Origin of the sequence: Verrucosispora sp. SN26_14.1 (assembly GCF_004307965.1) — a bacterium.
Lineage (GTDB): Bacteria > Actinomycetota > Actinomycetes > Mycobacteriales > Micromonosporaceae > Micromonospora.
Window position 1 is genome coordinate 12,234 of record NZ_SISL01000001.1, and the last position, 18,134, is coordinate 30,367.

At 71.4% G+C, this 18,134-nt stretch carries 14 protein-coding genes; 6 read left to right on the forward strand and 8 right to left on the reverse strand.

Features of this window, described 5'->3' with window-relative positions; genetic code table 11:
• Positions 1–162: 162 nt before the first annotated feature.
• Both EYA84_RS00065 and EYA84_RS00070 read left to right on the forward strand, forming a co-directional pair.
• Positions 163–2,037 (forward strand): ABC transporter ATP-binding protein, encoded by a 1,875-nt coding sequence (locus EYA84_RS00065; protein WP_201272237.1) that lies wholly within the window; start codon positions 163–165, stop codon positions 2,035–2,037.
• Complete coding sequence (locus EYA84_RS00070) at positions 2,034–3,854, forward strand: ABC transporter ATP-binding protein (RefSeq protein WP_131050858.1); 1,821 nt, start codon at positions 2,034–2,036, stop codon at positions 3,852–3,854. Before EYA84_RS00065 ends, EYA84_RS00070 begins: the two co-directional genes overlap by 4 nt.
• Here the strand turns inward: EYA84_RS00070 and EYA84_RS00075 are convergent.
• Complete coding sequence (locus EYA84_RS00075; RefSeq protein WP_131050859.1) at positions 3,833–4,099, reverse strand: acyl carrier protein; 267 nt, start codon at positions 4,097–4,099, stop codon at positions 3,833–3,835. The two genes, EYA84_RS00070 and EYA84_RS00075, sit on opposite strands and share 22 nt — an antisense overlap.
• A gap of 200 nt (positions 4,100–4,299) precedes the next feature.
• On the opposite strand from EYA84_RS00075, the gene EYA84_RS00080 reads away from it, so the two are divergent.
• The 4 genes from EYA84_RS00080 (at position 4,300) to EYA84_RS00095 (ending at position 9,821) form a co-directional block, all read left to right on the forward strand.
• A complete protein-coding gene (locus tag EYA84_RS00080) occupies positions 4,300–5,727 on the forward strand; it encodes a condensation domain-containing protein (protein WP_131050860.1) in 1,428 nt (475 codons plus the stop codon).
• A gap of 120 nt (positions 5,728–5,847) precedes the next feature.
• Positions 5,848–7,521, forward strand: coding sequence for a lysine--tRNA ligase (gene lysS, locus EYA84_RS00085; protein ID WP_131050861.1), 1,674 nt, complete (start codon positions 5,848–5,850; stop codon positions 7,519–7,521).
• Positions 7,522–7,635: 114 nt separating this feature from the next.
• Positions 7,636–8,721, forward strand: a complete 1,086-nt coding sequence (locus EYA84_RS00090) for an Ldh family oxidoreductase (protein WP_131050862.1) — start codon at positions 7,636–7,638, stop codon at positions 8,719–8,721.
• Positions 8,718–9,821 (forward strand): glycosyltransferase, encoded by a 1,104-nt coding sequence (locus tag EYA84_RS00095; protein ID WP_131050863.1) that lies wholly within the window; start codon positions 8,718–8,720, stop codon positions 9,819–9,821. Before EYA84_RS00090 ends, EYA84_RS00095 begins: the two co-directional genes overlap by 4 nt.
• Positions 9,822–9,859: 38 nt before the next feature.
• Here the strand turns inward: EYA84_RS00095 and EYA84_RS00100 are convergent, their stop codons facing one another.
• From EYA84_RS00100 to EYA84_RS00130, 7 genes are all read right to left on the reverse strand, one after another.
• Positions 9,860–10,930: a sulfotransferase gene (locus tag EYA84_RS00100; RefSeq protein ID WP_131050864.1), complete on the reverse strand. Its 1,071-nt coding sequence runs from the start codon at positions 10,928–10,930 to the stop codon at positions 9,860–9,862.
• Positions 10,927–12,609, reverse strand: coding sequence for a B12-binding domain-containing radical SAM protein (locus tag EYA84_RS00105; RefSeq protein WP_131050865.1), 1,683 nt, complete (start codon positions 12,607–12,609; stop codon positions 10,927–10,929). Before EYA84_RS00105 ends, EYA84_RS00100 begins: the two co-directional genes overlap by 4 nt.
• A gap of 64 nt (positions 12,610–12,673) precedes the next feature.
• Entirely contained in the window at positions 12,674–13,144 is a 471-nt protein-coding gene (locus tag EYA84_RS00110) for a DUF6027 family protein (RefSeq protein ID WP_131050866.1), read from the reverse strand.
• A 28-nt stretch (positions 13,145–13,172) separates the two neighbouring features.
• Positions 13,173–14,147, reverse strand: a complete 975-nt coding sequence (locus EYA84_RS00115; RefSeq protein ID WP_131050867.1) for an arginine deiminase family protein — start codon at positions 14,145–14,147, stop codon at positions 13,173–13,175.
• Positions 14,122–15,471 carry a sulfotransferase gene (locus EYA84_RS00120; RefSeq protein WP_131050868.1) on the reverse strand — a complete coding sequence of 450 codons (1,350 nt, stop codon included), beginning with the start codon at positions 15,469–15,471 and terminating at the stop codon, positions 14,122–14,124. The genes EYA84_RS00115 and EYA84_RS00120 overlap by 26 nt, the downstream gene beginning before the upstream one ends.
• The gene (locus EYA84_RS00125; protein ID WP_201272238.1) at positions 15,465–17,501 is read right to left on the reverse strand and encodes a methyltransferase domain-containing protein; all 2,037 of its coding nucleotides are present in this window, start codon (positions 17,499–17,501) and stop codon (positions 15,465–15,467) included. The genes EYA84_RS00120 and EYA84_RS00125 overlap by 7 nt, the downstream gene beginning before the upstream one ends.
• Positions 17,498–17,953 (reverse strand): rubrerythrin, encoded by a 456-nt coding sequence (locus tag EYA84_RS00130; protein ID WP_131050869.1) that lies wholly within the window; start codon positions 17,951–17,953, stop codon positions 17,498–17,500. Before EYA84_RS00130 ends, EYA84_RS00125 begins: the two co-directional genes overlap by 4 nt.
• Positions 17,954–18,134 lie beyond the last annotated feature (181 nt).

Here is an 18,134-nt window from a genome sequence, read left to right on the forward strand (position 1 = left end):
ACGGACACATCCTGCCCCACCGGAGCTACCGGCCCTTCCCGCCGGCGATCCCAGGCGTTCGACCGGTGACCAGGGCGGCGAACGGCTAGGCAAAGCCGACACCGACACATCGATACGACCGTCGATATGATCGGCCGACGATCGACGCCTGCGGAGGTTCGGATGCGGATGGCACGGTTCTCGGCGGTGTGGCGTGGTGCCCGGTCACGGCTCGACCGCTGGCTGTCCATCGCCCGTCTCCTCCCGCACGCGGGCGTGCCGACGCTGGGCGCGGCCCTCGCGGTGAACGTCCTGCTCGGTCTGCTGCCGATCGGGTTCATCGTGGCCACGAGCGTGATGGTGCAACGGCTCGCCGAGGCGATCGGTGGCGACGAGCAGGCGTGGAGCGCGACGGTGCTCGCGTTGGGTCTCGCCGCGCTGGCCTTCTTCCTCCAGCAGGTGCTCGCACCGGCGCAGACGGCGTTGGGGCATCTGGTGACGTGGCGGGTGGACGCGTGGTGCACGCGCCGCCTGATGACGTCGGCGTTGGTGGACGCGCCGATCTCGGCGTTGGAGGACGCGACGGAACTGGATCGGCTGAGTCGGGCCCGGGAGGCGTTCGGCCGGACCATGCCGACCCCGGGCGACGCCGCCGCCGGTGCGTTGGCGTTGCTGCCCCGGTACGGGCAACTCGTCGGGGCGGTGGTGGTGCTCTGGGTGGCGTTGTCGCCGTGGGCGGCGGTCGTGGCCGGAGTGACGGCGCTCGTGGTGCGCTTCGGTCAGCGTGGGGCGCTGGGGCGGTTCGGGACGTTCCTCAAGGGTCTCTTCCCGACGTGGCGGCACGCGTCCTATGTGCGGTCGATGGCGGCGGGCGCGGCGTTCGCCAAGGAGATCCGGGTGTTCGGTCTGATCGGCTGGGTCCGGGAGCGGCACCGCTCGGAGTACCTGGGCTACCTGCGGCAGTTCTGGGCGGGACGGCGGCGGATCAACCTGCGGCCGTTCCTCGGGTACGCGGCGGTCGGCCTGGTCGGGGCGACGGTCGTCTTCGTGTTGATCGCGCAGGCCGCCGCCGGTGGACGGCTCAGCGTGCTGGAACTGGGGCTGGCGGTGCAGGCGACGCTGATCCCGATCCGCTTCGGGGTGCACTTCCCGGAGAGCGACGTACCGACGCAGTACGGCCTCCAGTCGTACGAGGCGATGACCGACTTCGCGCGGTCGGCCCGGTCGCGGGCGGAGTTGGCGGCGCCGGTGGCCGGTGAGTCGGCGGCCGGTCGCCCGGATCGGGAGGTGCGGTTCGAGCAGGTGCGGTTCCGGTACGCCCCGCAGGGTGCGGAGGTCCTGCGGGGGTTGGATCTGACGTTGCCGGCGGGCCGGTCGACGGCGATCGTCGGGCTCAACGGCGCCGGCAAGACCACGTTGGTCAAGTTGTTGACCCGGTTGTACGACCCGGTGGCGGGCCGGATCACGGTGGACGGGCGGGATCTGCGCGAGTTCGACGTGGCGCAGTGGCAGTCCCGGATCGCGGTGGTGTTCCAGGACTTCGTCCGGCTGGAGCTGAGCGCGGCGGAGAACGTCGACCTGGCGGCGGGTGCCGACCCCGACGACGAGGCGCCCCTGTGGGCGGCGCTGGACCGGGCGGGGGCACGTGAGGTGGTCGAGGGGCTCGACGCCGGTCTGCGGACGACGCTGTCGAACCGGTACGCCGGTGGGCAGGACCTCTCCGGTGGGCAGTGGCAGCGGGTGGCGTTGGCCAGGGCGATGCGCAAGGTCGCCGCGGGCGCGTCGATGATCGTGCTCGACGAACCCACGAGCCAGCTCGACGTCCGCGCCGAAGTGGACTTCTTCGACCGTTTTCTGGAGATCAGCCGGGGGTTGACGACGGTGGTCATCTCGCACCGGTTCTCGACGGTCCGTCGGGCCGACCACATCGTGGTGGTGGCCGACGGGGTGGTGCGGGAACAGGGCACCCACGAGGAGTTGGTGGCCGCCGGGGGTAGTTACGCCGAGTTGTTCCGGTTGCAGGCCGACCGGTTCGTCGATGCGGAGGCGGGCCGATGAGCGGTCTGGGGCGGGCGGCCCGGTTCCTGGTGGTGTTGGCGCTGCGGACCGACCGGCGGCGGGCGGGGTTGGCCGCCGTCATGATCGCGGCCGGTTATCTGGCCTCGCCGATGGTGGCGGTGCTGCTCGGTCGGCTGGTCGACGCGGCGTTGGCGGCGCGGACGGACGTGGCGGTGACGCTGGCGACGGCGGTGGCCGTGGTGCTGGTCGTCGAGTTGACGATGGCGCACTTCGCGCATCTGCAGTATTTCGAGCTCGCCGAGTTGATGGAGCTGAAGCTGCACGGCGAGTTGATCGAGCGGGCCAACGGCAGCGTGGACCTGGCCCAGCTCGACGACTCCCGGTTCGCCGACGAACTGCAGGTGGTGCGGGACGACATCTCACCGATGCAGGTTCCGGTGGAGGGGCTGCTGCAACTGGCGGGTGTGGTCGGTCAGCTCGTGGTCACGACCGTACTTTTGGGGTTGTTGAATCCGTGGTTGGCGCTGCTGCCGCTGGCGGCGGTGCCGCCGGTGCTGTTGGCGCGGCGGGCGCAGCGGTTGGTGGACCGGGCCAAGGACGACACGGCGGAGGGGATCCGGCGCTCGCAGCACCTGTTGCAGGTCGCCACCTCGGCGTCGTCGGTCAAGGAGTTGCGGCTGTTCGGCACCGGCCCGGACCTGGTGCGTCGCCAGCAGGCCACGATGGCGGCGGTGACGTCGACGGTCTGGCGGGCGCAGGCGAGCGGGGCGGCGGTCCGTGCGGCCGGGCAGGCGTTCTTCGCCCTCAGCTACGGGGCGGCGCTCTGGCTGGTGGTGCGGGACGTCGCCGACGGTCGGGGCAGCGTCGGCGACGTGGTGTTGGCGGTGACGCTCGCGGTGCAGGTGAGTCTGCAGGTCGCCAACGGTCTGGGGCTGCTCGGCACGCTCCAGGGTTTCGGCACGACGGTGCGCCGGCTGGAGTGGCTGCGGGCGGCCAGCGTGGTGCCGGACGGGGTGTCGGAGCCGAGCGGGTCGACGGCACCGACCCGGCTGGACGAGGGCATCCGGTTCGATGGTGTGGGTTTCCGCTATCCGGGCGCCACCCGGCCGGTGTTGCGGGACGTGACCTTCGAGTTGCCGGCGGGCAAGACCGTGGCGATCGTCGGTGAGAACGGTGCGGGCAAGAGCACGCTGGTGAAGCTGCTGTACGGCCTGTACCGACCGACGCAGGGCCGGATCCTCGTCGACGGCGTGGCACTGGACGAGGTGGATGCCGCGCAGTGGCGGTCGCGGACGTCGGCGATGTTCCAGGACTTCGCCCGGCTGGAGTTGACGCTGCGGGAGAACGTCGGGATCGGCGCGGTGCAGCGGATCGACGATGAGGAGTCGGTGCGGCGGGCGATCGACTCGGCGGGGGCGCAGCGGGTCGTCGACGCGGTGGAGGGCGGACTGGACGGCTACCTGGGCACCGGCTTCACCGACGGGCAGGAGCTGTCGGGTGGGCAGTGGCAGTCGTTGGGTCTGGCCCGGTCCCAGATGCGGATCGAGCCCCTCCTGCTGGCGTTGGACGAGCCGGCGGCGGCGTTGGACGCCGCCGCCGAGCATGCGATCTTCGTCCGGTACGCCGAGTCGGCCCAGCGGGCACAGCGACGTGGCGGGATCACCGTCTTCGTCTCCCACCGTTTCTCCACGTTGCAGATGGTGGATCTGATCGTGGTGCTCCAGGACGGTACGGTGCGCGAGGCCGGGTCACACGCCGAGTTGCTGGCCAGCGGCGGGCTGTACGCGGAGCTGTACCTGATGCAGGCGCGCGCGTACGGTCCGTCCGGTGAGGATCAGCCGCCGGTGGCGCGTTGACGGTCGATGAGCGCGGCGAGCCCGGCGACGCTGACGTTGTCCATCAGCTCGACGGCGGAGAGTTCGACGTCGAAGAGGTCCTCTGCCTGGGCGAGCATGTGGACCAGTTGCATGCTGTCGGCGCCCAGCGCGATGAGGTCCTGGCTCATCTCGTCGGGGGTGAATCCGAGAAGGGGCTCGACCACCTCGGTGACGAGTCGGCGTTCGGTGTCGGTCGGTGCGGCGGAGGGGCTCAGCTCAGTCATCTCGCTCTCCAGTCGGGGGCGCCCACGATCGCGGGCGGAACCAGTATGGCCCGCCGTCGATGGACCGAGGCGCCGTGTGGCACCGTGACGTCCGACGATATTGACAGTGGCCGAAGTGGCTTCATAGGCTACCTTCCGGCCATAAGCGGCACCGCCGGACAGGTGGTGCCGCCGCCCAGACCGGAGCGGGGGATCCCGGTATGGAGAGGAAGCCCGGCCACGATCTCGTGGTGACGGTGCGGGGGGCACGGCAGGCGCAGGCGGCGGCCTCCTGGGCGCAGCGGGAGATCTGGGGCGTCATCTCCTGGTTGGGTGATCAGCCGCAGAGCTTCACGATGCGCGAGATGGTGCCGGTTCCGGAGGGTGTCACGGTCGCCGGGGTGGGGCGCGCGCTGGAGGAGGTCGTCGCGCGGGTCGACGTGCTCCGCACCCGGCTGGTGATGGACGCGACGGGTCTGCGGCAGGAGGTGGACGGGTCCGGCACCCTGACGGTGCCGGTCTGGTCGGCGGCGCCCGATCGGGTGATCGAGGACGCCAAGGAGCTGGTCGCGGCGATGACCGCGACGGTGTTCGACCTGGCCGAGCAGTGGCCGGTGCGGTTCGCCCTGGTCCTGGCGGACGAGACACCCGCCGCGCTGGTGCTGAACGTCTCGCACGCGGCCGTCGACGCGATCGGGTTGGCCCTGCTGAAGACGGAGCTGCGCGACGCTCTGGCGGGGGTGCCGGTCGAGCCGGTCGAGTCGCGGTGGCAGCCGCTGGATCAGGCCGCGTACGAGGCGAGCGAGCCGGGACGCAGGCGTAGCCGGCGGGCGGTGCGGTTCCGCGAGGACCTGCTCGGCGAGGTGCCGGAGTCGCTCGTGCCGCCGTCGTCCGCGCCGCCGCACACACCGCGGATCGTGCAGGTCGACATCGAGTCGTCGGCCGTCGCGGTGGCCGCGGAGCTGCTCGCCGACCGGCAACGGGTGAGCACCAGTGCGGTCCTGCTGGCCGCCCAGGCAGCGGTGGTCTCCCATCACACCGGTGCCGATCCGGCGTTCCTGACCCTGATCGTCGGCGGTCGGGTGGAACGCCGACTGCAGACGATGATCGGCCCGGTGGTGCAGAACGGCCTGTTCCGGGTCGACGTCGGGACGGGTTCGTTCACGGATCTGGTCACCCGCTGCTACCGGCAGGCCCTGCTGACCTATCAGCACGGCAACCACGACACCGTCGAGCTGGCCGAGGCGCAGCGCCGGGTGGCGACACGGCGGGGTTTCGTCCCGCAGGTCGGCGTCTTCTTCAACGACGCCCGGGAGCAGCAGCGGTGGTCGGGGCTGCCGCAGGTGCGGTCCGCCCCGCAGGAGTTGGCCGAGGATCTCGCCGCGCTGTGCCGTGACACCCGGATCGAGTACGTGACCGGTTGGGAGCAGCAGGACCTGACCGTGTTCCTGAGCGTCTCGGACGCGTCGGGTGCCGCCGCGTTGCAACTGCGGGTGGACACCGCGTACCTCGGCGTCGAGGACGCCCGGCGGATCCTGGCCGGGATCGAGTCGTTGCTGGTCGCCGCAGCGGTCGGCGATCTCGACATGCGCCACGCGGGGCAGGTCCTCGGCGTCCGTCCGGCGGCGGGTCCGACCGGGTCCGACTGACCGCGTGCGGCCGTCCGGCCGCTCCGGCACGCCGACGACTCAGCGTGTTCGTGGTGCGTCCGGACAACGGCGGAGTGCCGGCACTAAGGTGGTGGGCCGACACGGCTGGAGGGGAGTTCGGTGGCTGAGGTTGATGCCGGCGACTGGGTGGCACGGGTTGCCGACGACGTGGTGGCGGAGTGGGAGCGCCGGCCCGGGACACCGGTGCTCGTCTGCGCCTCGGGGATCAGTCCGTCCGGGCCGATCCACCTGGGTAACCTGCGCGAGATCATGGTCCAGCACTTCGTCGCCGACGAGGTGAGTCGGCGCGGGTTGCCGAGCCGGCACCTGCTCTCCTGGGACGACTACGACCGGCTGCGCAAGGTCCCGGCCGGGGTCGACCCGTCCTTCGCGGAGTACGTCGGCCGCCCGCTGACCGGGGTGCCGGACCCGTGTGGGGAGCACGAGAACTGGGCCGAGCACTTCAAGGCGCCGTTCCGGGCGGCGTTGCGGCAACTCGGTGTGGTCGTCGACGAGATCTCGCAGACCGCCATGTACACCGGTGGCCGGTACCGCGAGCAGGTCGTCACGGCCATGCGGGCCCGGGAGCTGATCGGGTCGGTGCTGGGCAGGTACCGCACCAAGGTCGACCAGGGCGAGTCCGAGGAGGGGCTGACCGCCCAGGACACCTACTACCCGTACAAGGTCTACTGTGCGGTCTGCCGGCGCGACGACACGACGATCGTGTCCTTCGACGACGAGACCACCGAGATCCGGTACACCTGCGTCTGTGGGCACTCCGACCGGGCCTGGCTGGACCGGCAGGACCCGGGCAAGCTGGTCTGGAAGGTCGACTGGCCGATGCGGTGGGCGTACGAGCAGGTCCTGTTCGAGGCCGCCGGGGTGGACCACTCCTCCCCCGGCTCCAGCTACACGGTCGGCGGCGAGGTGGTCGACCGGGTGTACGGCGGCAAGGCTCCGGTCTATCGCGGCTACTCGTTCGTCGGCACCAAGGGGGCGGCGAAGCTCAGCGGTTCCGCCGGTGCCGCGCCGACGCCGGACGACGCGTTGCGGATCCTGGAGCCGGCCCTGGTGCGCTGGTTGTACGTGCGGCGTCGACCGAACCAGTCGATCACGGTGGCGTTCGACCAGGAGGTGAGCCGGCTCTACGACGAGTGGGACGCCCTGGTGGGGCGGGTGCGGGCGGGCAGCGCGTCGGAGGTCGACGCGGTGGTGCTCGACCGCTCGTCGCGTACCGCGGAGGTGGAGTTGCCGCAGACCGCGCGGCCGATGTCCTTCCGCACGCTGGCGTCGGTGTACGACATCACCGCCGGCACCGAGGAGCAGACGCTGCGGATCCTGCGGGACATGACGCCGCAGGATCCGGTGGGCTCGTTGGACGAGGTGCGTCCCCGGCTCGACCGCGCGGCGGACTGGGTGGCCACGCACGTGTCACCGGCGGAGCGTACGCAGGTGCGGAGCGAGCCGGATCGGGAGTTGCTGGCCTCCCTCGATCCGGTCCAGCGCGAGGGGTTGCGGCTGCTCGTCGACGGGCTCGTGGAGAACTGGACGCTGGACGGGCTGACCGCGCTGGTCTACGGGGTGCCGAAGCAGCAGCTCGGTCTTCCGCTGGACACCGCGCCCAGCCCCGAGCTGCGGGCCGCCCAGCGGGCGTTCTTCGGTCTCGTGTACCGCCTCCTGGTGCACCGGGACACCGGCCCTCGACTGCCGACCCTGTTGCTGGCGCTCGGTGCCGACCAGGTCCGGGCGCTACTCACCCCGCAGGAGGCCGACGCGCCCGCAGGCCGGGCGTGACCTGGAGTCGACCGACGTCGATCGAGGTCATCCATGGGGATGGATTGCCGGGTGGGTCGGTGATGGGTTAAGAAGGCTGTCTGCCTCCGACACCCGACATCCGACAGGACGCCCATGGCCCTCATCGCCGTCGCAGACCTCCGTCGACTGGTACTCGCACTGCTCGGTCAGGCCGGCACACCGGACGACGTCGCCGAGGTCGTCGCCGATTCGCTGATCGGTGCCGACCTGGCCGGGCACGGCTCGCACGGCGTGCTCAAGCTGCCGTCGTACCTGCGGGACATCGCCCAGGGCCGGCTGAAGCCGACCGCGCGTCCGTTCGTCGTCGACGACGCGCCCGCGACCGCCGTCGTCGACGGCGCGGGCGGTTTCGGTCACCTGGCCGCCCGGTACGCCGTCGACCTGGTGGTGGAGAAGGCCGCCCACAGCGGACTGGCGGCGGTGGTGATGTCGCACGCGCACCACACCGGGCGGCTGGGCGGCTGGTCCGAGCGCATCGCCGACGCCGGCCTGATCGGGTTGTTGACCGGCGGGGAGGGTCAGGGTCCGTGGAAGGTCGCGCCGCACGGTGGGACGGACGGTGCGCTGGCCACCAACCCGGTCACCTGGGCCATCCCACGTGCGGCGGGCCAGCCCCCGGTGGTGCTGGACTTCGCCACCAGCATGGTCTCCATCGGGAAGTTGCAGATCGCGCGGGCCGCCGGGGCGCAGAGCGTGCCCCCGGGGTGGGTGCTGGACGCGCAGGGCAGTCCGAGTACCCGGTTGGAGGACTTCTTCACCGGCGGGTACCTGTTGCCGTTCGGAGGCCACAAGGGTTTCGCGCTCGCGGTGATCGCCGAGTTGCTCGCCGTCGGGCTCAGCGACGGTGACCGGTTCGCCGGTGCGGAACGGTCGAGTTGCCTCTTCGTGCTCGCCGTCGACCCGGCCCGGTTCGGGCCACCGGAACGGTTGCACGATTTCGTCGAGGCGACGGTGCGGCGGCTCAAGGCGGTGCCGGCCGATCCGGACTCGGGTGAGGTGCTGGTGCCGGGCGAGCCGGAGCAGCGCGCGCGGGCGGCGGCCGACGGGGTGGTGCTGCCCGACGCCACGTGGCGGGACCTGTGCACGGTGGCCGCCGGGCTGGGCATCGACGCACCGGCGGCGGCCGACGCCTCGGTTGCGGGCGGGGCGGAGTCGATCCCGGCGGAGGGCACGGCGTGAACATCCTGGTGGCCGGACGGCTCGGCCGGTACCCGGAGCGGATCATGACGTTGGCCGAGCGGGGGCACCGGTTGACGTACGTCACGATGCCGGCACCGGCACAGCGGCCCACGCCGGACGTGCTGCCGTCGAGTGTGCCGCAGTTCCGGCTGCCGGCGGGGCCGGCCGGTGCGGAGTTGACCCGGATCGCGGCGGAGCACCGCGTCGACGTGGTCTACAGCCTGAAGAACGTCTGGGACGGGTCGTTGCAGTTGCTCGGCGAGTTGCTCGATGCCGGGGTGGGTCCGGTGGTGCGCCACCACAAGGAGCACTTCTGCGAGCCGGCCGAGCTGGAGCGGCGGGCGTTGACCGAGACCGCCGGGCAGATCTACATCAACCAGGAGTCGTGGGACTACTTTCGTGGGGCGTACGGGGTCAGTGACGCATCGGCGCACCTGCTGGACCCGGACTACCTGCCGGCGCGGTACTTCACCGACGACCTGACCGGCAAGCTGCGCGAGCGGGACGGGGAGCCGCACCTGCTGGTCGCCGGTGGGGTGTCCAGCACCCGGGGCCGTACCGACATCCGCGAGCTGTGTGCGGCGTTGAGTCGTCGCCGGGTCCACGTGCACATCTACGGCGGCAAGTACATCGGTCCGAACGCCCAGTCGATCTGGAGTGTGGACAACGCGCACGCCCGCGCCGCGTACGCGCGGCTCGCCGAGAGCGGTTACGTGCACCTGCACGACCACATTCCGCCGGAACGGTTCGTCGCCGAGTGGTCCCGGTACGACGCCGGGTTGATGCACGTGGTGGCGCAGGGCACCCACGAGGTGGGTTTCCAGCGGATGAACCGGCCGAACCGGCTGGTGCCGTACCTGGCCGCCGGGCTGCCGGTGGCACAGCAGCGCGGCGGCCAGGAGGCCATGGAGCGGATCGTGCGGCAGGAGGGGATCGGTTTCCTGTTCGACGGGTACGACGAGTTGGCCGACGTGTTACACGACCGGGCGCGGCTGGGTCGGCTCGGCGCCGACGTGCTGGCCCGGCGTGGGGCGTACACGTTCGAACGGCACGCCGACGCGCTGCTGGAGGTGTTGGCGGGCTACGCCGGGCGACGTTGACCGGCGGCTCTGCCGTAGGCGTTAGGAGGGGTCCCCTGCTATGCCGTAGGCGTTAGCAGGGGACCCCTCCTTGCACCGAGGCGGGTGAGGCGGGCGCGGGTGTGGATCCACCGTACGGTGGCGTCGCGCCGCCACCGGCGGACGGCGTTGCGGTCCTGCCGCAGTGATCGGTACTCGACTCCGGCCCGCAGGACGCCCTCGCGCAGGCGCAGCAGTGCCGGATGGGGCGGTACGGCCGGTCCGGCGTCGACGGGGTAGCCCAGTTCGGCCATGACCGGCCCGGCGGCGGCCTCCACCAGGCCGACCTCGGTGGGGGCCAGGCGGCGGCGCCAGGTGCCGACGCTGCTGGTGGTCACCGGCTGGCCGGCGTTGCGCCACGACTCCGAGAGACTGGCCAGCGCTCTGGCCGTCGGGGTGCGGTCGTGGGCGAAGAGCGCGGGTTCCGGCGACTCCCCCAGCCAGGCGCAGAGCTGCGTGATCATGTCCCGTGGCTGCTGCACCAGGTCCTCGTAGCGCAGCAGGTGGACGGTGCCGGGGCCGTGGCGGGCCAGCGCGGCGGCGGCCGAGGTCTGCTGCCGCGCCCAGAGTCGCCCGGTGAGGTAGGGGTGGCAGTGCCCGAACACCGCCCGGCGGGCGGAGGCGGCCACGTCCCGGGGGTCGCGGACCAGCCAGACGAACCGGGCCGCCGGGTATTCGGCCAGGACGTCGGTGACGTGGTCGACCATGAAGGTGCTCTTGCAGCCCCAGCGGGCCTTCCCCTCCGCCTCGCGGTACTGCTCGTAGAGTTCGGCGACCACCCCGAAGAGGGTGGGGCTGGCCCGGGCCACCGCCAGGTCGGGGTCGACGCGGTGCGGCCACGGGGAGATGTGCCGGTCGAGCAGGAGACAGGCGTCGTCGACGAGCCGCCGCCGGTTGCCCTCGTCGGTGAGGTCGCCATAGCAGTCGGCCACCGGTGCCAGGTAGCGCATGAAGTGCGGCGGGTGCGGGACGGCGATGCGGGAGTGTGCGTTCAGCACCAGGCGGAGCAGGTTCGAGCCGGAGCGTTCGGTGCCGATGATGAGTACCGGGCTCTGGCTGCGCCCGCTCCGCCCGGTGCCGTCCGTCGTCACGCCGAGCCGGCGGTGACCAGTCCTCCGGTCACCTTCTTCGCGCCGCAGGCCATCAGGCTGCTTCCGGCGGCGGCGACCTCCGGCGAGGCCACCTGGTCCAGGGTGTACCGCTCCGAGCCGGGCACCAGCGGCGCGCCGGCGGAACTGGCCTCGGCCCGCCAGCCCGAGCCGGCGTACGAGGTGGAGCGCGTGAGCCCGTCGTCGGGGTTGGGGTGGAAGTGCGTGAAGTTCTCGGGCCAGTGCTGGAAGTCCATCACCGGGCCGGGCTGGTAGGCGTCGTAGACGCGCTTGTAGGCGTCGCGGCAGGCCTGCTCGGAGAGTCCGCTGACGTTGAGGAACTCGTCCTCGTGCAGGGCCTGCTCGATGGAGAGCCAGTTGACGTGGTCCAGTTCGCTGCGCATCAGGCCCGACTGGAGCGCCTGCTGGTAGACGGTGGTGCCCGGCATCGCGGAGAGGTACTTGACCCGGGTCACGTGGTTGTACGTCTCGGCGAACTCGACCATGTGGTTGAGGGATTCCTCGCTCTCGTTGGGCAGGCCGACGATGAGCAGGGCGCCGAACCGTACGCCGCCGTCGAACGTGGTCCGCATGGCCCGGACGGTGATGTTCTCCGAGTTGCCCTTGCGGGCCTCGCGCAGCACTTCGGAGCCGAGGGACTCGACGCCGTAGAGGATGATGTCGGCGCCCGCGTCGCGCATCGCGTCGATCCTGGGCTTGTCCATGTCGGCGCACCGGGTCAGGCAGGTCCAGCGTAGGTCGTGGTCCTTGATGACGTCGCAGATCTCGATGGTCTGGCGGCGGTGGGAGCTGAACGTGAGGTCGACGAAGAAGCTGAACTCGATGCCGTAGCGGCTCTTGAGCCAGGCCAGGTCGGCGTCCATCTTCTCGGGTGACTTGGCGCGTACCTGGGGGGTGGTCCGGTAGCAGAAGGAGCAGTCCATCTTGCAGCCACGGCTGTAGGAGGAGATGATCTGCGGCTGGAGGCCCATCGGGCTCTGCGCCTGCGGCCACAGTTCCAGGCGCATCCGGGGCAGCGCGTCGAGGTCCATCATCTGTCCACGCGGCGGGGTGCGCTTGACGACGCCTTCCGGCGTCCGGTAGACGATGCCGCGGATGGTGGGCAGGTCCTGTGACCAGCGGCCGGCGGCGTAGCTCTCCATCAGGTCGAGGATCGTGATCTCACCCTCGCTGATCACCGCGATGTCGCAGGCGGTGTGCTCCATGAACAGGTTGGGCACCGAGGTGACCAGCGAACCGCCGCAGATGATGGGGATCTCGGGTGCGTTGTCCCGGACCATGGCCATCAGTTCGTTGCAGAACGGGAAGTTGTCCTCGAAGGTGCAGATGCCCAGGACGTCGGTCTGGCCGATGATCTGGTCGTAGGCGGCCTGGAGGGGGTTCGGGGTGTACCGGACGTCGACGATCCGCACCGGGTAGCCGGCGTTGTGCAGGACGGTGGAGATGTAGGAGGCCCCCTCGTAGGGGGACGTCAGGAAGAACTCCCACCCACGCGGCATGGTGAACGGTGACGGCCCGACGACCAGGGTGAAGCGGGGCAGTGTCGGGTCGGTGGGCACCGGCGTCAGGTCCTGCTCCCGCATCTGTTCCTGGTAGCGGTGGTCGACGGAGTTGGTGGCGTTGGCGTACAGCTCGGGAGCGAGGGAAAGTACACGAGGCATGACTGAGACCTTCCTGTCGTCGCCGCCGGGGCGTCCGGTCGGGACGTCCGGCGATTGAGCACGATTATATCGAGGGTTGTCGATCTAGAGGCCGGTCGTCGTCGGACGGGCCGGACTCACCGGCCACCGGGTAGACGCTCGGGTCGTCGAGGGGGACCTTCAGCCAGGAGATCATCTGACGCACCTGGTGGTACGCGGCCAGCCGGCGGGCGTCGTCGTCCGCGGCCTCCGCCTCGGCGATCGGCTTCCACAGTCGCCGCACCATGACCGGGCCGATCTCCAGCAGCCCCTCGCTGCCGCCGGTCGCCCAGCGGGCCAGCACGTAGCGGGCCAGCACCCCGACCGGGATGCCCAGGTTGCGCGACATCCCACGCAGGGTCACCAGCGGGTCCAGCATGCCGTACCGCATGACCTCGTCACGGAAGTTGGCGTGCGGGTCGTCCTCCGGCCACGTGGCGCGCCAGCGTTCCAGGCGGACGAGGGGCTCCTCGGCCGGATCCCCGCCCACGTTCTGCTCCGACGCTGATGTGGTCATCTCGCCTCCCACGTCGCTGTCTACGTGCTCACTCCGCCCGGTGCAGGATGCCCGTCATGCAGCCCAGCGCCCCGGCGGCCCGGACGTGCTGGTCGACACCGACCTCGGTCACGGTCACACCGACACCCTCCAGACGACGGCGGATGCCCGGCGCGCCGGCCGGCATCAGGGCCCGCCGGGGCCCCAGCGCCACCAGGTTCATCCCCCGTCGCCGCAGCAACTCGTCGTCCGGCGCGAACTCCACCGAACGGACGTCCCGGGAGCGCAGCAGCGCCCGCAACTCATCGGTCGCCGCGGCGGCGTGCACCGCCGCCAACCGTTCGTCGAGGAAGGTCACCGCGCCCAGGAGGTGCTGGACACCCGGGCCGAGTCGGACGGTGACCACCTGCACGCCCTGGTCCGCCAGGACACGCCGCAGACACTCCGCTCCGGCCGCGCTCGTCCGGAAACCCACCCCGACCATCACCGTGTCGCGGTCCAGCCACAGCGCGTCCGCGCCCTCAAGGGTGGCGCTGCCCGCCACCGTGGCCAGCACCGGGTATCCGGCGGCGGCCAGTGCGGCGGCGGCGTACCGTTCCTCGCCGGCCCGTTGCGCGGCGGCCGTGCGGCCCACCACCACTCCCGCCGGGGTGGCGACGAACAGGTCACGGGTGAAGACGAAGTTCGGTGGCGTGTCCGCCGCCGGGCGGGCCAGCACCACCTCCACGCCCGCCTCCGCGAACGCCGCGGCGACCGCCTCGGTCTCCGCGCGCATGGCGCCGAGGTCCACCCGCGCGGTCATCAGTGCGGCGGCCGGATCGGTGATCCGTGCCAGGCTCTCCGGCGGCCAGCCGAGCAGCACCGCCCGCAGCGGCGCGGACTCCGACCGGTAGCCGCAGCGGGCCCAGAGCCGACCGGCCGCCACCTCCTGCTCGTGGCTGGTCGACCGGGGCGACCACCCGGCACCGCCCAGAGTGCTCGGCGGCGGCGCGGTGGTCTCAGATCCAGGATTCGTCGTCGTCATATCCCAGCTCCTCGGCCAGTCGCCGCTCCGGACCCCCGATGGCGGCGCGTACCAGCTCCGACCGCCGTCGCCATCGGCCGGGTTGCGGCGGCGCGGTCGCGACCACGGGGTCCCGCAGCCCGTCGGCCGCGATCGCGCGGAGCGGTCCGTCCATCGGCACTCCGAGCCAGTCGGTGATCCGGGTCAGCACGCCCGCCCGGCTCTGCGCGGAGCGCACCAGGTCCTCGAACCGCACCCGCAGGTAGGGCAGCCGCAGCGTGGCGGCGTCGTCGAGGATCGCCCGGTGACAGGAGCGCCACTGCAGGGCGCAGACGTCGGGCAGGGTCGCCCGGGTGTAGTCCTGCCAGCCCTGCGGCAGGTCGAACTTCCACCACCAGCGGTCCTCGGGCCGGTCCCGCCCGTAGCCGGTGATGTTCAGGGGCCGGTCCATCTTGTGGGCGTGGAAGCCGTGATAGAGCCAGCCGTCGTACAGGCCGTTGATGGATCCGGCCGGGTTGCGGGTCAGGTGCAGGACGCGCATCCGGGCGTTCGGGAACAGTGCCCGGAGGAACCCCAGCCGGTAGGCGTTGCTGGGCGTCTTGATCACCAGCGGGCGGGTCGCCAGGTCGTGCGCGGTGGCGTAACGCCAGCCGACGGTGAGCACGAAGGGCGGCTCCTCCACCAGCAGGTCGCCGGGCGCGCCCCGCACGTCCTGGCGCCACGGCGGTCCGGCGAGGTGCGGTGGCATGTCGTAGTAGCCGGTGCGGATCGGCACGCCGCGTACGGCGAGGGCGGCGTGCAGCCGGGCGTGGAACCGGGCCGCCTGCGACAGGCAGGCCGGGTCGAAGTCGGGCTGCGACCGAAGCTCGTCCAGCACCCGGCGGGCCGTGTCGAGCCAGGCCGCCAGGTCGATCTCCAGCGTCGGCCACTGGATGGTGAACCGCCAGGCCGCGTCCAGCAGGAACTGTTCCGGTGCGACCGTCGGATCCGGTCGACCGACGTCCAGCGACAGCTCCTCGTCGAACACCCGGCGCCGGGCGGGCGGCAGGGCGGCCAGGTGCGCGGCGTCGAGCTGGTCGCTGCCGGTCCCGCTGTCCGGCGGCACCAGGCCGGCGAGCCGCAGGTACGGGTTGAACTCCGCGCGCAGGTGCAGCAACGCGGGTGTCCGGCGCAGCATCTCGGCGAGCATGCTGGAACCACTGCGGGAGCTGGAGGCGAGCACCACCAGGTCCCGGACCCGGCCGGTGAAGTCCCGCACCACGGGTCGCCGCAGCCGGCGCAGTTCGGTCAGCCGGTCCGCCAGGTGGGCGTGACCGGCGAGCCCTGGCGCGGTGCCGGTCAACACACCGGTTTCCGTACCGAGTACACGCACCAGCGCCACTGGTCCCGGACCGATCCGTCGGCGGAGACCTCGAACGGGTGCACCGCCCGCACCTGGGCCGGGGCGTCGTAGAAGAGCCGGTAGATCTCCTGGCGGGCGGCGGGGGTCGTCTCGTGGGTGTCGATCCACTTGTCGATCGACTCCCAGAGCAGGTACTCCTCCATCGTCAGGTCGGTGAAGCCGGCGCCGAGCAACAGCCGCCGGAAGTCCGACTCGCGGAACATCTGGAACAGCAGCGGCTGCTTCTTCTTGAAGATCCGGAACATCCAGTACGCGTCCTCGTCGGCGTACGGGACGATCTGGCCGACGATGAACTGCCCGCCCGGTCTGAGGACCCGGAAGACCTCCGACACCGGCTTCTCCGGGTTCGGCAGCAGGTGCAGCACCTCGCGGTTGACGACCAGGTCGAAGCTGGCGTCCGGGAACGGCAGGTCGTAGACGGTGCCCTGGTGGACCTTGTCGAGCCGGGTGGAGGCGAGCGACACCATCTCCGGGGTGATGTCCAGGCCGATCATCTCGCCGACCCGGCCCCGGAAGGCGTTGCCGACCACCCCGCTGCCGCAGCAGACGTCCAGCATCCGGGCGTCCGGGGCGACGTCGCAGAGCGCTGCGTGCTGGGCCAGCAGTCCCTCGTCGGTGAGCCAGGAGCAGGAGTCGTGCCAGTTGCGCGAGCGGATGCCGAACTGGCGCTGGTAGACGGCGTAGTCGACCTCGATCTGGCGGCGCCGGACCTGTGCGGTGCGGCTGGCCAGCCGGGCGGCGAGCCGGGCGCGCGCGGAGTCGAGCGTGCGTTTGACCAGGCGCTGCCCCAGGTCGTCGTCGAGCGCCAACTGCCGGGTCAGCTCGGCCGACACGGCGGCGCGGACGAAGCCGGCGACCTCGCTGCTCTGCAACCGCTTCTTGGTCTGTCCGTCGAAGCGGGGGCTGCGCATCCGGACCGCGACGACCGCGGCCAGCCCTTCAAGGATGTCGACCGTGGTGATCCGTTCCCCGGCGGTCGTGTCGAGCAGGCCGCGGCTGGTCGCGTACGCGTTGATCACCTCGGCCAGCGCGGCCCGCAGCCCGTCCACGTGGGTGCCGTGGTGGTCGGTCCGGACGCTGTTGACGAAGCTCTGGATGTCCTCGGTGTAGCCCTCGGTCCAGCAGAAGGCGGCGTCGAGCGCCAGGTCGTCGGTCTCGTGCCGGACGGCGAGCGGGTCCGGGTGCACCCACACCGCGTCGCGGTGCCGGTGTCGCAGGAATCCGCCCACGCCGGACTGGTAGCTGAGCCGGACGTCCTCCCCGGTGCGCTCGTCGCGCAGCCGCAGGGTCAGCGTCGGGTGCAGGAAGGCGACCTCCTCCAGCCGGCTGCGGATCAGGGCGGCCGAGAACTCCGCGGTCTCCAGGACCGTCTCGTCCGGGAGGAAACGGATGCGGGTGCCGGTGCGGTCCGATGCGCCGACCCGCGTGAGGTCGCCGGCCGGCGCGCCTCGCGTGTAGATCTGTCGGTGGTGGGCGCCGTCGCGCCACACGTCCAGCTCCAGCCGCTCGGACAGGGCGTTGACGCAGGAGAGTCCGACGCCGTGCAACCCGGCCGAGGTGCGGTAGGACCCGGCCTCGAACTTGCCGCCGGAGTGCAGGGTGGTCAGCAGCACCTCGGCGGCCGGGCGCTGGTGCTCCGGATGCGGGTCGACGGGTATGCCCCGGCCGTCGTCGCCGACCGAGCAGGAGCCGTCGCGGTGCAGGACGACCTCGACGTCGCGGCAGTGTCCCGCCTCCGCCTCGTCCACCGCGTTGTCGACCAGCTCGCTGACCAGGTGGTGCCAGCCGGCCACACCGACCGAGCCGATGTACATCGACGGGTGCCGGCGTACTCCGTCGAGGCCGGAGAGGACCATGATCGTGCTGGCGTCGTACCTGGTGTCGGCGGGCGCCGGGGGCGGGGGCGGGGCGGCCTGCGTGGACTCCATCGGCTGGCTCACTTCCTGGTCGGCGGTCTGCTGGCCGGTGGTCATCCGGCGACCGGCTCGCCGAGTGACCCGGCGGGTACGCCGCGCAGCGCCTCGTGGGCGGCGCTCAGCTTGGCCAGATGCGCGTGCTTGAGGGCGCGCAGGGTCTCCAGCCAGCTCGCGACGTCGGCCAGCCCCTCGTCGTGTGCCTGCTGGACCAGCGCCGGGTAGCGGGCGGTCGCGGCCTCCATCTCACTGCTCAGCGCGGCGGCGAGGTTGAGGTCGGTGTCGCCCAGCGGCCGCCCGGTGGCCGGGTCGGCCACGGCCTGCAGGAAGTCGAGATGCCCGTGTGCCACGCAGGCCGCGCTCTCGGCGAGTTCGGTGAACAGCCGGGCGGAGTCGAGCGAGCCCTCGATCTCGGACACCTGGGCGAAGTACTGGAAGCGCAGGACGGTCGATGCTTCGGCGATGAACGCCGCGCGAATTTCGTCGAACAATTCCTCAGTGAGGGCACTCATTGTACCGTTCCACTCCCCCGAATAATTCGGAGCATTTGCCGACCAGCGCGGGAAACGCCGGATTCGGTATCGGAATTCTATTGGACGAAAGGGTGCGGGATTGTCGCCCCCGAATCTCCGTCAAACGTTGACCAGGCACATCACTGCCCGGCCCACCAGGCCCGGTGGTCAGAACTATAGA